Raw genomic sequence first — 13,598 nt, forward strand, 5'->3', positions numbered from 1 at the left:
ATGTCAGATGTAGCGGCAATTGAGAGATTAGTAGCAAAAAACCATGCGCTTAAAAAGGAAGTAGCTAAGGTCATCATAGGGCAGGAAGAGGTAATAGATCAATTATTGCTTTCTATCTACACTGGAGGGCATTCTCTATTGATTGGAGTACCTGGTTTGGCTAAAACCTTAATGGTAAATACTCTTTCCTTGGCGTTGGGACTCAATTTTAAACGAATTCAGTTTACACCAGACCTTATGCCAAGTGATATTTTGGGAAGTGAGGTGTTAGATCAAAACCGGAACTTTAAATTTATTAAAGGTCCCGTGTTTGCCAATATTATTCTTGCCGACGAAATTAATCGTACTCCCCCAAAAACTCAAGCGGCCCTTTTGGAGGCTATGCAAGAAAGAGCAGTGACCATAGCAGGAAATTCCTATAAGCTAGATTTGCCATACTTTGTGCTAGCTACACAAAACCCTATTGAGCAAGAAGGAACCTATCCTTTGCCAGAAGCTCAGTTAGACCGTTTTATGTTTGCTATAGAATTAAAATATCCTTCTGTAGAAGAAGAAATACGAGTGGTAAAAGAAACTACTTCAGATGTTGAACATAAGATAGATCCGCTATTTACTGCAGCAGAAATCTTGGAAATACAGCATTTGGTAAGAAGAATCCCTGTGCCTGATATGGTGGTAGAATACGCAGTTAAATTAGTAAATAGTACTCGGCCAAATACAGAGGGAGCATCAGAATATGTAAAACAGTACATAGATTGGGGAGCAGGTCCTAGAGCTTCTCAAAATTTAATCTTGGCGGCCAAGGCTCATGCAGCGGTAAACGGAAAATTCTCTCCAGATATAGAAGATGTTAAAGCTGTGGCAATGGGGATTTTAAGACATAGGATCATTAAAAACTATAAGGCCGAAGCAGAGGGGATATCGGAAACCGATATTATCCAAAAACTATGGTAGTTTCTTTAAGAATTAGTAGGTTTAGTCCGTATAAATAGACCCTAATAATTACAATTTGGATAGGTTTGTCACATTCTTTTTTACAATTGTGTAAAATTGAACTATTCTTTGTTTAAAAGTTTTATAAACCTATTGTATTTTATTAATTTTGAAAAATTACGTTAACTCATAATATTATTTATAATGGCATTTGATATTGATATGATTAAGAAGGTGTATGCTAACATGGCTGAGCGTGTAGATAAAGCTCGTGAGGTTGTTGGCAAGCCTTTGACGCTTTCGGAAAAAATTCTATACGCCCACTTATGGGATGGAAATCCAACCGTAGCATTCAAAAGAGGTAAGGACTATGTAGATTTTGCTCCGGATAGGGTTGCATTGCAAGATGCTACCGCTCAGATGGCATTGTTGCAGTTTATGCAAGCAGGAAAAGCTAAAGTAGCTGTTCCTACTACAACTCACTGTGACCATTTGATTCAGGCAAAACAAGGAGCTGCGCCAGATTTATTACGTGCTAATGAAGTTAGTCACGAGGTGTTTGATTTTCTAGAGTCTGTTTCCAATAAATACGGATTAGGATTCTGGAGACCGGGAGCAGGAATTATCCATCAAGTGGTATTGGAAAACTATGCCTTCCCAGGAGGAATGATGATTGGTACTGATTCACATACAGTAAATGCAGGTGGATTGGGAATGGTTGCTATTGGAGTAGGAGGTGCCGATGCGGTTGACGTTATGGCTGGAATGCCATGGGAACTTCGCTTCCCTAAGCTTATTGGTGTTAAATTGACTGGTGAGCTTAATGGTTGGACAGCTTCTAAGGATGTAATTTTAAAAGTAGCCGAGATTCTTACCGTTAAAGGAGGTACTGGAGCTATTGTAGAATACTTTGGTCCTGGTGCAAAAAATCTTTCTTGTACAGGAAAAGGAACCATTTGTAATATGGGCGCTGAAATTGGAGCTACTACATCAACCTTCGGGTATGATGATTCTATGGAGCGTTTCTTGCGTGCCACAGATAGAGAAGAAGTAGCAGACGAAGCAAACAAAATTAGAGAATACCTAACCGGAGATGATGAAGTATATGAGAATCCGGAGCAGTATTTTGATCAAGTAATCGAGATTGATCTTACAGCCTTAAGGCCACTGTTGAACGGACCTTTTACGCCAGACTTGGCTACTCCAGTAGGTGAGTTGGGAGATAAAGCTCGTGAAAACGATTGGCCATTGAAAGTAGAATGGGGATTAATAGGGTCTTGTACTAACTCTTCTTATGAAGATTTAACACGTGCGGCTTCTATTGCTCAACAAGCTATCGATAAAAAATTAAAGCCTAAGAGTGATTTTGGAATTAACCCAGGATCAGAGCAAATACGTTACACTGCATCCCGTGATGGACTTTTGCAAACTTTTGAGAAAATAGGTGCTACCATCTTTACTAATGCGTGCGGACCTTGTATTGGTCAGTGGGATCGTAGTGATATGTTAGGGGATCAAAAGAACACTATTGTACACTCTTTTAACAGGAACTTCTCTAAACGTGCAGATGGGAACCCTAATACCCATGCATTTGTAGGTTCTCCAGAAATGGTTGCTGCAATAGCTATTGCAGGGCGATTAGATTTTGATCCGATGAACGATACCTTGATTAATGAGGACGGAGAAGAAGTGAAATTAGATGTACCAAGAGGGATTGAGTTACCTCCTTTAGGTTTTGAGGTGGATGATAATGGATACTTAGCACCAAAAGAGGACGGAAGCTCTGTAGATGTAATTGTTTCTCCAGACAGTGAAAGACTTCAATTACTAGAGCCATTTGAGCCAATAAAGCCATCTGAATTGCAAGGGGTTAAACTTCTTATAAAAGTTGAAGGGAAGTGTACAACGGATCATATTTCTATGGCCGGACCTTGGTTAAGATACCGTGGACACTTAGATAATATAGCGAACAATACCTTAATAGGTGCGGTGAACCACTTTAATGGGAAAACCAACTTTGTTAAGAATCAATTGACAGGGGAGTATGCTGGAGTGCCAGATGCTCAGCGTGCTTATAAAGCTGCTGGTGTAAAAACTATAGTAGTTGGTGACCATAATTATGGAGAAGGTTCTTCAAGGGAGCATGCTGCAATGCAACCTAGACACTTGGGTGTAGCTGTAGTTTTGGTAAAATCTTTTGCACGTATCCACGAAACTAACCTTAAGAAACAAGGTATGTTAGGGCTTACTTTTGCAAATGAAGCAGACTATGATCTTATTCAGGAAGATGATACCTTTAACTTTGTAGATATCAATGAGTTTGCTCCAGATAAGCAGCTTACTATGGAAATAGTACATGCAGATGGAACTAAGGATACTATTAAGTTGAACCATACCTATAACCAGGCTCAAATCGAGTGGTTTAAGGAAGGTTCTGCCCTTAATGTAATAAAGAAGGAAAATGCCCAATAAGGCATAACAATAAATACTTATTTTTACTAAAAACTCCTGATCTTCATCAGGAGTTTTTTAGTTTTGAAAAGCCTATAAATTAATCTAAGATGCGTAAGAAAACTGTTTTGAATATTGCTATTATAGCCTTAGTGCTGTCGTTTTTTGTAACACCACTAGGGGATTATAGTAAGTTGTTGTTGAATAGGATTTTTTCTTTTTCGCCCCAGATTCTGCAAGAAGATAATAGGAATCAAATTGTTAATTATGATTGGAAGCTTAAAGATGCCAATTGGGAAATTTTTAATTTTAATAGGTCTAAAGGGAGAGTTGTTTTTATTAATTTTTGGAGATCTTGGGTTTTACCTAGTGAGGTAGAATTAGAGAGCATTCAAAAGCTGTATGATGCGTATAGTGACAGGGTAGACTTCTATATCATCACTAATGAAGAGCGGGCACCTGTTAAAGAGTTTATGGGTAAAAAAGGATTTACTTTTCCTGTTACTTACTCTATTATGGAAGAATCTATGCCCGTAGATGGGAGTCAGCCCCCACAGTCTTATTTGTTAGATAAAGAAGGTAGAATTGTTATTAACCAAGTAGGGATAGCAGATTGGGATAATGATAAAGTAAAAGAATTGTTGGATAAACTATTGGTAGAATGACGCTAATTAAGCTAAAAAAGAATTGGTTAATAAGGCTAGTTATATTGGCGGGAGTTTTAGTGCTCTTGTTTTCTCCTCTTGGGTTTAAGATAAAAACCTTCGCTAGTAGGCTTATAGCTACCAGTGCCTCAAAGGTAAAAGAGAGCATGCAAGTCTCTTTGGACACCTATAATTGGGAATTATTGGATTTAGAAGGAAATGTCTTTCAGTTTGAATCTCAGAAGGAAGCAGTGGTGTTGATTAATTTTTGGGCCACCTGGTGTCCGCCTTGTGTGGCAGAGATGCCAAGTTTGCAAAATCTGTATGACGATTATGGTGATAAGATTACCTTTATGTTTGTTACAGATGACCACCGCAAAAAGGTAGATGCTTTTCTAGAAAAAAGAAATCTAAAACTACCCGTTTATTATTCCAATTCTCCAGTGCCCAATATGCTTAGTTCTAAATTACTCCCTACCACCTATATAATAAATAAGGAAGGGAAGATTGTAGTGGCAGAAACGGGAGCTGCTGATTGGAATAGTGATAAGACTAGAGAACTTTTGGATGAGCTACTGTCGGAGTAATTTAAGCTCTTGTGCTCTTCCTTAAAATTTGTGAAGGGAAAACACCTATTTATTTTTTTTGAAAATACTTAAAAGGTACCACTAACATTCCAAAACATTCCCCTTCCTCTTTTCCAAGATGTTTATGGTGCATCTTATGTGCTCTTCGTACCCCTTTGGCATACCAGTTGTTAGCATTTCTTAATAGTTTAAAGCGTTGGTGGATAAAGATATCATGCACTATAAAGTAAGTAGCTCCATAAGCCATAATTCCAAATCCTATTGGCCATCCAGCCCAAAAGCTAGTCTCTGAACCTAAATAAAAGAAGGTCATACTAATAAAAGCATAGAAAATAAAGAAGGCATCGTTTCTTTCAAACTTAGAGTCATGATCTTTTTTATGATGATCTTTATGTAGACTCCATAGGAAACCATGCATAATATACTTATGGGTAAACCAGGCCATAAACTCCATAAAACAGAAGGTGGAAAGAAAAATTAATATCCAATAAATTACATTCATCTTATACCAATTTAAGTTTATAATTTACATAAGAGCTAGCCAATAGACCAAACTTTTGGTAGTTGGAAACTCGTATTCTTTTATTTTTAATTTGTAACGGAGGGGTGTTTTTTAGTTTTTGTAGTAGTTTGGAATAATATTTATAGGCGGTATAAACGCCAAATTTTGCCTGTGCTGGTAATTTTATAATACCCGTGTACCCCAATTTAAAATCGGCCTCAATTTCTGCTATAATCCTGTTTTTGTTTTCTTGATCTAAGGCATTTAAATCTACATTGGGAAAATAACTCCGATTAAGTACTTCGTAATCGTCTTTAAGATCTCGTAAAAAATTTACTTTTTGGAAGGCAGAGCCCAAGGCCATAGCCGAATTTTGAAGCTTATGGTAGGCCTCTTGATTTCCGTTAACGAATACTTTTAAACACATTAGCCCTACAACATCTGCTGAACCGTAAATATACTCCTGATATTCCTTTTCGCTAAGTTGAACTTTTTCTCCTATATCCATACGCATACTTTTTAGGAATGATTCCACTAAATGACGCGGGATGTCATACTTAAAAAAAGTGTGCTGAAAAGAATTTAAGATCGGGTTAAGGCTGATTTTGTGTTCTAGTGCATCCCAAAGATCTTCTTCAAATTTATTGAATAAATATAGTTTATCATATTGGTGAAAGCTATCTACTATCTCATCGGCAAAACGTACAAATCCGTAAATATTATGTATGTCGGCCCTTATAGCCTTACCAAGCATTTTTGTAGCCAAAGAAAAGGAGGTGCTATAATGTTCCGTAACCAACTTGCTACAATCATAAGATACCGTATCGAATATTGTTTTCATAATTTCTTGTTTAGTTGGTTAGTGATAAGTTCCGATACTAGTTTACCTGAGATAAGTGCAGGAGGTACTCCTGGTCCTGGAACTGTTAATTGACCTGTAAAAAAGAGATCGGTCACTTTTTTACTCTTTAGCTTAGGCCTTAAAAATGCGGTTTGGGTTAGGGTGTTTGCCAAACCATATGCATTGCCTTTATAGGAGTTGTATTGCTCCTTAAAGTCGCTCACACAGAAGTCCTCCCTGAAAAGTATGTTGTTATCTAGGTTTTGACCTGTAAGCTCCTGAAATCGCTTTATAATCATTTTATAGTACCGCTCCCTAATCTCTGAGCTGTCTTCTAAGTTTGGTGCTATCGGAATAAGGAAAAAAGCATTTTCACATCCCTCTGGAGCCATAGTTGGATCTGTTATAGATGGGAAGTTTGCATAAAAGAGCGGGGCTTTAGGCCATTGGGGATCGTCGTAAATTTCTCTGGCATGCTGATTAAAATCAGTATCGAAGAATAGATTATGGTGCGAAACATTTTTTAGTTTAGTATTGAAGCCCATATAAAATAATAGAGATGAAGGGGCAAAGGTTTTTCTGTCCCAATAAGTTTCTGAGTATTGTCTAAGATTTTGGGGCAATAGTGTCTCTGTATGGTGGTAGTCTGCACCACTTAAAACTATGTCTGCAGTTACGGTTTGATCATCTAGCTGTATCCCGGTAGTCTTATTCTCGCTATCCACGTTTATACCGGTGACCGATTGGTTGGTGTAAATCTTAACTCCTAAATCCAGGGCTAAGTTCTCCATGGCCATAATTACTTGATGCATTCCCCCTTTGGGGTGCCAAGTTCCCATACCAAAGTCGGCATAATTCATAAAACTATAAAAGGATGGGGTTTTGCTTGGTTTGGCTCCTAAGAAAAGTACTGGAAATTCTAAAGTGGCTATTAGCTTTGGGTTTTTAAAACGTTTCCTTACCTCTTTGCTAATGGTGGTGAAAAATTGATCCAAATTGCTCACTGTTTCTTTAGTAACCAATTCTAAAGGAGAATTTCCTGGTCGTAATACTATTTTGTGAATGGCAATTTTGTAGTTTTCTTGTGCTTTTTTGATGAAACTTCTTAAAGGCACTGAACTACCTGTTTCTATCCGCTCAAATTCAGCGCAGATAATATCCATACTATCACCTATCGTTATTACATCATCATTAAAAAATACTTTATAGGCCGGGTTTAATTTGTCTAGAATGTAAAAGTCAGAGACCGATTTCCCAAAGTCATTAAAAAAGCGTTCAAAAACATCGGGCATCCAATACCAACTAGGCCCCATGTCAAAAGTGAAGCCATCTCTTTTAAATTGCCTTGCCCTGCCACCTATAGTCGCATTTTTTTCATAAATAGCCACCTCATAGCCCTGCTGTGCCAAATAGCATGAGGCCGACAGGGATGAAAATCCAGATCCAATAATGACAATTTTAGGTTTCATTTATTATTATGCTATTTGTTTTTATTTACGATTGCAGGCAATGCATCTATGGTTGCCTTAATGGTATTAAATGTTTTTACGCCAGTGGGTATGTTATTGGAATCCATATGACGTACTTGCTGCCCTAAGATCCATAATTCGTGTTTATTCTCAGAATTAATTAGATGTTGAAAGTTATTAATATACTCATTTATTTTATCAGGAGAAGGGGAGACCGTAAAGTAAGAGATAAAAACTATTTTGTTAAAATACTGAATAATATCTTCCATTGCTTCTAAAGGGGTTGCCTGTCCTAAATAGATGGTCTTAAGTCCCATAAGTGTCATCTCATAGTTTAGGTATAGCAATCCTAATTCGTGAATCTCATTTTCTGGTAAATAGAGTACAAAGGTCTTTTCGTTGTTTTCTTTTACCTGATCTTTTACGCTTTTCGTATTAGTGAAAATGAGCTCTTTTATTAGATGGGAAATAAAATGCTCCTGAGAGGGACAGATTAGATCGGTTTGCCATAGAAGGCCTATCTCATCTAAAAAGGGTAAGAGTATTTCATGCCAAATTTCCCTAAAACTTAATTTATCAGCTAACTGGGTATAGGTGGTATGAAACGCCACTTCATCAAACTTAATCATGGCCAATTTTAGATTCGCAATTGCATGGTTGTTTTTGTTCTTGCTTTCTGCAAGCTCTCTAACCATTTGCTGTACCTCCTTCTGAGGTAACTTGGCTATTTTAGATATCTTATTGCCTGCATTATATAATAATGTAATATTTAACAGACGTTGTAAACTATCTACGCTATAAGTCCTAATGTTGGTTGAAGTTCTTTCAGGAGCGAGTAAATTGTATCTCTTTTCCCAAATACGAATAGTATGTGCCTTAATTCCCGATAGGTTCTCTAGATCCCTTATGCTGAATTCCTTTTTAACTTTGTTCATTTTTTGATTAGAAAAGTTAAACAAAAATACAATTTATTATAATTGATTCTTCAAATTGAAGCAGAAAGTTTAAGATATTTGAAAAGTAGGAAGGAGTTGATAATAAAAAAACCGCTAGGCCAAGCAAAACTTGTGCTAACGGTTCTGGTGCCCACGACTAGATTCGAACTAGCACGTCCTTGCGAACACTACCCCCTCAAGGTAGCGTGTCTACCAATTTCACCACGTGGGCGCTTAAATAAAATGTCAGTATTGATTTCTTGTATAAAAATAAGAAATTACAAATGACTTTAAACAAAAAAAGTTAAGTGCTAGACTTAACTTTTTTTTGTGACCGGGCTGGGGCTCGAACCCAGGACCCTCTCCTTAAAAGGGAGATGCTCTACCAACTGAGCTACCAGGTCAATATGTGTTGCAGACAATTGCTGTTTGCGGGTGCAAATATAAGAGCATTTGTTTGTTTTGCAAGGGCTTTTTAAATTAATTTCAAATAATAGGAGTAGCGTTCAGATAATAAGTGTGTTACAAAAAATAATAAACCGTTAGTCCAAATAACTATTGGTGCTAACGGTTCTAGTGCCCACGACTAGATTCGAACTAGCACGTCCTTGCGAACACTACCCCCTCAAGGTAGCGTGTCTACCAATTTCACCACGTGGGCGCTTAATAAAGAACTTTGTTTGCTGTAAAGTAATTACAAACTACTTTAAACAAAAAAAGTTAAGCGTTAACTTAACTTTTTTGTGACCGGGCTGGGGCTCGAACCCAGGACCCTCTCCTTAAAAGGGAGATGCTCTACCAACTGAGCTACCAGGTCATTATGTGTTGCAATACTTGTCGTTTGCGGGTGCAAATATAAAATCATTTGTTCGTATAACAAGGACTTTTTAAATTTTTTTTAATTTTTTTTTATTTGCCATCAATTTGTAGCACTTTTACCTAAAATAAGAACTGTGAAAATAGTATTAGTAGGTTATATGGGTAGTGGGAAGACTACCATAGGGAAATTAATAGCTAAGGAATTGAAAAATAGTTTCTTAGATCTAGATGAAGTTATTGAGAATAGACTTGGAGCTTTGATCCCTGAGGTTTTTAAAACTAAAGGAGAGGTGTTCTTTAGAAAGAAAGAGCATGAATTTTTAAATGAAATTTTATTACAAGATTCTAGCTTTATTTTGTCTACTGGGGGTGGTACACCATGTTATTCGGGAAATATGGATAGCATGTTGAAGGAAGCAGACGCTGTAATTTACCTAAAAGTTTCTATTGCTGGATTGGTGGATCGATTAATTCCAGAAAAAGAACACCGTCCGCTGATTAAGAATATAGCTAATGAAGACCTGCCAGAATTTATTGGCAAGCATTTGTTTGAACGTAATAACTACTATTTAAAAGCTAGGCATATTATAGACTGTGATAATAAGGAGCCCCAACATATTGCAAAAGAGATTATAGAACTACTCCGATAAATAAACCGAATCATTATTCTCTTCAAACTGCACATTTATATGTTCCTGTAAAGAAGTAGATAGAGAAATTCCTTTATAATCTGCCTTTACAGGATATTTTTTGTGGTTCCTATTCACCAATACTGCCGTTTTAAGCTGTTTTAAAGGAACTTTTAAAAAGTGGTGTACGCCATAAATTAATGTGGTGCCAGAATTTAACACGTCGTCTACTAATACCACAGAACTATTTGTGTATTCAGATTCAGGAATACTAGTGCTAACTCCGCTTTCTAAAGGATTCTTTTTATTCATGTTTACCGTGCATAAGATAATATTTGCATCGGTGATTTCTTGCAGTACGGTTTGTATCTTTTTTGCAAAACTCAATCCGCCACCTACTATGCCCGCAAGAATAATTTCTTCTTCATTTACATTGGCTTCATAGATCTGATAGGCCATACGCTTAACCTTATGCTGAATTTGGTCGTGGGATAATATCTTATTGGACATAGTGGTTCTTATTTGGGTTCAAATATAAAAAACAGTTCTTTATCTTCCCTTGGTTTTATAGAATTGTAGGCTACTTCCAGCACCTTAAATTTAAAATGGTCTTTAAAAAGGGTCTTGTACTCCATAAGACTGCCTCCAAATGGAGGTCCATCTTCGGTTAATGGAAACGTGAACAACAACCCCACCAGTTTTCCTGTTGGTTTTAAGAGTTGCTTCATTTTATTAACATATTTTGGCCTTAAACTTGGGTTTAATGCGCAAAAAAATGTCTGTTCTAAAATCAGGTCGAAATCTGTTAAATCCAAATTAAAAAAATCACCTTCTATAAGTTGCTCTTCGGGGTAATTGGGAAGTTGGACTCTAATGCGATCTAAGGGGGCTTTGGCTATATCTACAACATAAACGTTAGTAAAGCCGTTTTCAAATAGGTAAATAAGTTCATAGGCATTTCCAGCTCCGGGAATAAGGATTTTAATGTCCTTATTGGGCAACTGGTCTATGTAAGTGGTTAGGGGAGGGGAGGCATACCCTATATCCCAGCCCGTTTTCCCGCTCTCGTATCTGTTTTCCCAGAATTCTTTAGATAATTTCGTCATCTTTTTTGTTGGTTAACGGATCTTCTGTGCCTTCTTCTAAATATTCGGTAATATCTCGTCTATCTTTTTTGGTAGGTCTACCAGTTCCTTTTTTTCTATAATAATCCTTAGAGTATTTTAATAGCTCATTATGTTCAAAGGCTTCCTTGGGAGTAGTGTCCTTTCTATAGATGTCAACCAATTTTGCACCTACTCGGCTAGAGGGAATATCCAAAACGGTAAACTGGTAATTAATTTGATTTTTTCGGACTACAACTTTGTCCATAGGGTATACCTCCCTAGAGGGTTTTGCCACTTGATCATTTATTCTAATGTGGCCTTTTTTACATGCCTCAGAAGCTATATTCCGAGTCTTAAAATAACGGATGCTCCATAGGTATTTGTCAATTCGCATAAACTATTCAAATTCTTTGTTAAGGTCTTCTACAAAAATAGGGGAAAATTGTATCTTGCCGCCTTTAAATAAGAAATCAATGATGATTAGGAGAATTCTATTGCCTGCTTTTATTTTTGTAGCTATTTGGTCCTGTAAGAAGGATGATAGTCCATCCGTTGAGGTGGTGCCCCCAAGATTGCTTAGTGAGGTAAGCGTGGAAAACGATGCCACTATAAGAGAGTTTCTAGAAAACCACTTTTATAATTATGAGGAGTTTGCCAATCCAGGTCCCGATTTTGACTATCGAATCGTAATTGATTCTATAGCGGGTGATAATGCGGATAAAACACCTTTGAGTGAGCAAGTGCTTGAAAAAGTGGTTAAAGTTTCTTCCAGTGATCTAAATTTGCCCTCAGAAGAAGTAGATGTTGAGCATACGCTATATTATTTAATTGCAAGAGAAGGAATTGGTAATCAGGCTACTGTAAAAGATTCTGTGTATCTTAATTATAAGGGAAGCAGATTGAACGGTACTGTTTTCGATAGCAGGTTTGGGAGTCCAACTTGGTTTGATTTACCAGGATCTATTTCAATGCAATCTGCTCCATCAGTTACTGGATTTAGAGAGGGGGTAGCCCAATTTAAGGCTGGAGGGGAAATTACCGAGAACGGTGATGGAACCTTTGATGTTGAAGGTAGTGGTGTCGGATTAATTATTATGCCTTCTGGTTTGGCGTATTTTCAGAGCTCTTCAGTGGGAGAAGCGTATGCCCCATTATTGTTTGAGATAAACCTTTTAGTTGCTAAAACAAAAGAAGACGAGGACGATAATATTGTGAAGTAATTAGAGTTGGGGATAGCCCAAATTATAATACACTAAAACCGACTTTTGAATCTGATTCAGGAGTCGGTTTTTTTATTCCTTTTTGTGATGTTTTTCTGGATTTTGTCTTTCGTGGTCAACCTATATTAGGGATGTCTACCCTGATTACAGTTAACCGGTTTTAGACATAAATTTCAATTATAAAGAGAGCGACTTCTTATCTGCTTAACACATAATTATGTTCAACGGACCCTGACTTTATTATTAATTATTTATGCTTTCCTAGTAAATTGGCTGTAATTAGGGTAATTCATTGTGCTATAATCCTCATTTTTTGTCGATTTAGAATTCTCATCTCCTGGAGGAACTAATTTACGAATGGTGTTTATTGCACTACAACAAAGATTTAAAACTTTGGCTAAAGCCGTTTTTCTCATTTGCCATGAATCTATTCAATATCTTTTATTAGGTCTTGGAAAAGTTGACCGTATCTGGGAAGCTAGATTAATTCCTAGTTTGAGTTCACCAGCAAGGTTAATTCTATTGATAGAAGGCTTCACTGGAAGTCTTCAACTTAGCAATATACAAAGTCTTATTAATAACTTCTCTACACTATAAACAAGCGAAAGCTCTGCTGTAACATCTTCCCCTCCAATTTGCATTTTAATGCAAATCACACCCCTTATGCTAATACTGCACCAACCTACGGTAGGTAAACTTCAGCACAGGGCGAAAAGAAATGATTTAATTTTTTCTTTATAGTGGGCAACCTATATCAGGGACGTTCACAAATCTCACTACTCACTACTATCATCTAACTAAACCTGTAAAAATTTGGTTTTGTGAGGTTTACGGAGGTGTGTTTATAATTTCATATATCAGTTTTTTTTAGGATAATATCTAAACATATATTGGGCATGCATTATGTTGTTAGTTTTGTAATTGAATCATAAGTGCTTTTAATCAATTTCTCTAACCTACTTGCTTTCATTTAGTTCATAGACTTCTATTTCTTTTTTAAAGGAATTCATGAACCTCCTACGTCGGTTTCTTTTGCTCGCCCAAATGCTATGCATTCATGAATTCCGTTAATATCAATAAGTAAGCGTATGAATAAAAGAAACGAACAGGGCCGATAAACTAAGGTACGGTGTGCCTTGGTTTAGAGGAGCCAGCCGCAGCGAAGACCAAGAATTTTAATTCAACAATCTATTTCAGTATAAAGCCGGAATACCATTACAAATGATTTTACATAAAAGTGAAGGAGTAATAAATCAAGTTAGGATGTTAAAGGTATGTAACAAACAAATCTAACTACTCACTACTTAATACTTTGTACTAGCGAAAGCGAGGAGCTTTATATGCTTCGCCATTTAAATAGGATATTATTAAAAAACTACCCAAAACTTACGTTAGCTAAAGTTCGTGTTCGCGGGCCTGCCCGAGGGAGGGACTCAATACTCAGTACTCACTACTTAATACT

General features: G+C 36.8%; 13 protein-coding genes and 4 tRNA genes. 6 read left to right on the forward strand and 11 right to left on the reverse strand.

The window, feature by feature from the left end; all coding sequences use genetic code 11:
* The 4 genes from H344_RS0110055 to H344_RS0110070 all read left to right on the forward strand — a co-directional run bounded on the left by H344_RS0110055 (position 1) and on the right by H344_RS0110070 (position 4,615).
* Positions 1-954 carry an AAA family ATPase gene (locus H344_RS0110055; RefSeq protein ID WP_026810206.1) on the forward strand — a complete coding sequence of 318 codons (954 nt, stop codon included), beginning with the start codon at positions 1-3 and terminating at the stop codon, positions 952-954.
* A 183-nt stretch (positions 955-1,137) separates the two neighbouring features.
* Complete coding sequence (locus tag H344_RS0110060) at positions 1,138-3,405, forward strand: aconitate hydratase (RefSeq protein WP_026810207.1); 2,268 nt, start codon at positions 1,138-1,140, stop codon at positions 3,403-3,405.
* A gap of 89 nt (positions 3,406-3,494) precedes the next feature.
* The gene (locus H344_RS0110065) at positions 3,495-4,049 is read left to right on the forward strand and encodes a TlpA family protein disulfide reductase (protein ID WP_026810208.1); all 555 of its coding nucleotides are present in this window, start codon (positions 3,495-3,497) and stop codon (positions 4,047-4,049) included.
* Positions 4,046-4,615 carry a TlpA family protein disulfide reductase gene (locus H344_RS0110070; RefSeq protein ID WP_034256410.1) on the forward strand — a complete coding sequence of 190 codons (570 nt, stop codon included), beginning with the start codon at positions 4,046-4,048 and terminating at the stop codon, positions 4,613-4,615. Before H344_RS0110065 ends, H344_RS0110070 begins: the two co-directional genes overlap by 4 nt.
* Positions 4,616-4,664: 49 nt before the next feature.
* Here H344_RS0110070 and H344_RS0110075 read toward each other — a convergent pair whose 3' ends face one another.
* The 8 genes from H344_RS0110075 to H344_RS0110110 all read right to left on the reverse strand — a co-directional run bounded on the left by H344_RS0110075 (position 4,665) and on the right by H344_RS0110110 (position 9,179).
* Positions 4,665-5,117, reverse strand: a complete 453-nt coding sequence (locus tag H344_RS0110075) for a sterol desaturase family protein (protein WP_026810210.1) — start codon at positions 5,115-5,117, stop codon at positions 4,665-4,667.
* A 1-nt stretch (position 5,118) separates the two neighbouring features.
* Positions 5,119-5,958, reverse strand: a complete 840-nt coding sequence (locus H344_RS0110080; RefSeq protein ID WP_026810211.1) for a phytoene/squalene synthase family protein — start codon at positions 5,956-5,958, stop codon at positions 5,119-5,121.
* Positions 5,955-7,427 (reverse strand): phytoene desaturase family protein, encoded by a 1,473-nt coding sequence (locus tag H344_RS0110085; protein WP_026810212.1) that lies wholly within the window; start codon positions 7,425-7,427, stop codon positions 5,955-5,957. The genes H344_RS0110080 and H344_RS0110085 overlap by 4 nt, the downstream gene beginning before the upstream one ends.
* 11 nt (positions 7,428-7,438) lie before the next feature.
* Positions 7,439-8,362 carry a MerR family transcriptional regulator gene (locus H344_RS0110090; protein WP_026810213.1) on the reverse strand — a complete coding sequence of 308 codons (924 nt, stop codon included), beginning with the start codon at positions 8,360-8,362 and terminating at the stop codon, positions 7,439-7,441.
* 145 nt (positions 8,363-8,507) lie between these two features.
* A tRNA-Leu gene (locus tag H344_RS0110095) sits at positions 8,508-8,594 on the reverse strand.
* A gap of 99 nt (positions 8,595-8,693) precedes the next feature.
* A tRNA-Lys gene (locus tag H344_RS0110100) sits at positions 8,694-8,766 on the reverse strand.
* A 173-nt stretch (positions 8,767-8,939) separates the two neighbouring features.
* A tRNA-Leu gene (locus H344_RS0110105) sits at positions 8,940-9,023 on the reverse strand.
* Positions 9,024-9,106: 83 nt separating this feature from the next.
* Positions 9,107-9,179: transfer RNA gene (locus H344_RS0110110), tRNA-Lys, on the reverse strand.
* 136 nt (positions 9,180-9,315) lie between these two features.
* On the opposite strand from H344_RS0110110, the gene H344_RS0110115 reads away from it, so the two are divergent.
* Positions 9,316-9,831: a shikimate kinase gene (locus H344_RS0110115; RefSeq protein ID WP_026810214.1), complete on the forward strand. Its 516-nt coding sequence runs from the start codon at positions 9,316-9,318 to the stop codon at positions 9,829-9,831.
* Here the strand turns inward: H344_RS0110115 and H344_RS0110120 are convergent.
* The 3 genes from H344_RS0110120 to H344_RS0110130 are packed head-to-tail and all read right to left on the reverse strand — an operon-like array spanning position 9,820 to position 11,310.
* Positions 9,820-10,320, reverse strand: a complete 501-nt coding sequence (locus H344_RS0110120) for a phosphoribosyltransferase family protein (RefSeq protein ID WP_026810215.1) — start codon at positions 10,318-10,320, stop codon at positions 9,820-9,822. The two genes, H344_RS0110115 and H344_RS0110120, sit on opposite strands and share 12 nt — an antisense overlap.
* A gap of 8 nt (positions 10,321-10,328) precedes the next feature.
* Positions 10,329-10,916, reverse strand: a complete 588-nt coding sequence (locus H344_RS0110125; RefSeq protein WP_026810216.1) for a methyltransferase domain-containing protein — start codon at positions 10,914-10,916, stop codon at positions 10,329-10,331.
* Positions 10,900-11,310 carry an RNA-binding S4 domain-containing protein gene (locus H344_RS0110130; RefSeq protein ID WP_026810217.1) on the reverse strand — a complete coding sequence of 137 codons (411 nt, stop codon included), beginning with the start codon at positions 11,308-11,310 and terminating at the stop codon, positions 10,900-10,902. The genes H344_RS0110125 and H344_RS0110130 overlap by 17 nt, the downstream gene beginning before the upstream one ends.
* A 79-nt stretch (positions 11,311-11,389) precedes the next feature.
* Between H344_RS0110130 and H344_RS20035 the strand changes: the two genes are divergently transcribed.
* Positions 11,390-12,136: an FKBP-type peptidyl-prolyl cis-trans isomerase gene (locus H344_RS20035; protein ID WP_169514960.1), complete on the forward strand. Its 747-nt coding sequence runs from the start codon at positions 11,390-11,392 to the stop codon at positions 12,134-12,136.
* Positions 12,137-13,598: the final 1,462 nt, after the last annotated feature.

This window comes from Arenibacter latericius DSM 15913 (assembly GCF_000424985.1).
Taxonomy (GTDB): Bacteria; Bacteroidota; Bacteroidia; order Flavobacteriales; family Flavobacteriaceae; genus Arenibacter; species Arenibacter latericius.

Excerpts from the sequence above, each read along its gene's own strand:
- H344_RS0110055 (WP_026810206.1), top strand. The coding sequence starts at position 1 with ATGTCAGATGTAGCGGCAATTGAGAGATTAGTAGCAAAAAACCATGCG.
- H344_RS0110060 (WP_026810207.1), top strand. The coding sequence starts at position 1,138 with ATGGCATTTGATATTGATATGATTAAGAAGGTGTATGCTAACATGGCT.
- H344_RS0110065 (WP_026810208.1), top strand. The coding sequence starts at position 3,495 with ATGCGTAAGAAAACTGTTTTGAATATTGCTATTATAGCCTTAGTGCTG.
- H344_RS0110070 (WP_034256410.1), top strand. The coding sequence starts at position 4,046 with ATGACGCTAATTAAGCTAAAAAAGAATTGGTTAATAAGGCTAGTTATA.
- H344_RS0110075 (WP_026810210.1), bottom strand. The coding sequence starts at position 5,117 with ATGAATGTAATTTATTGGATATTAATTTTTCTTTCCACCTTCTGTTTT.
- H344_RS0110080 (WP_026810211.1), bottom strand. The coding sequence starts at position 5,958 with ATGAAAACAATATTCGATACGGTATCTTATGATTGTAGCAAGTTGGTT.
- H344_RS0110085 (WP_026810212.1), bottom strand. The coding sequence starts at position 7,427 with ATGAAACCTAAAATTGTCATTATTGGATCTGGATTTTCATCCCTGTCG.
- H344_RS0110090 (WP_026810213.1), bottom strand. The coding sequence starts at position 8,362 with ATGAACAAAGTTAAAAAGGAATTCAGCATAAGGGATCTAGAGAACCTA.
- H344_RS0110120 (WP_026810215.1), bottom strand. The coding sequence starts at position 10,320 with ATGTCCAATAAGATATTATCCCACGACCAAATTCAGCATAAGGTTAAG.
- H344_RS0110125 (WP_026810216.1), bottom strand. The coding sequence starts at position 10,916 with ATGACGAAATTATCTAAAGAATTCTGGGAAAACAGATACGAGAGCGGG.
- H344_RS0110130 (WP_026810217.1), bottom strand. The coding sequence starts at position 11,310 with ATGCGAATTGACAAATACCTATGGAGCATCCGTTATTTTAAGACTCGG.
- H344_RS20035 (WP_169514960.1), top strand. The coding sequence starts at position 11,390 with ATGATGATTAGGAGAATTCTATTGCCTGCTTTTATTTTTGTAGCTATT.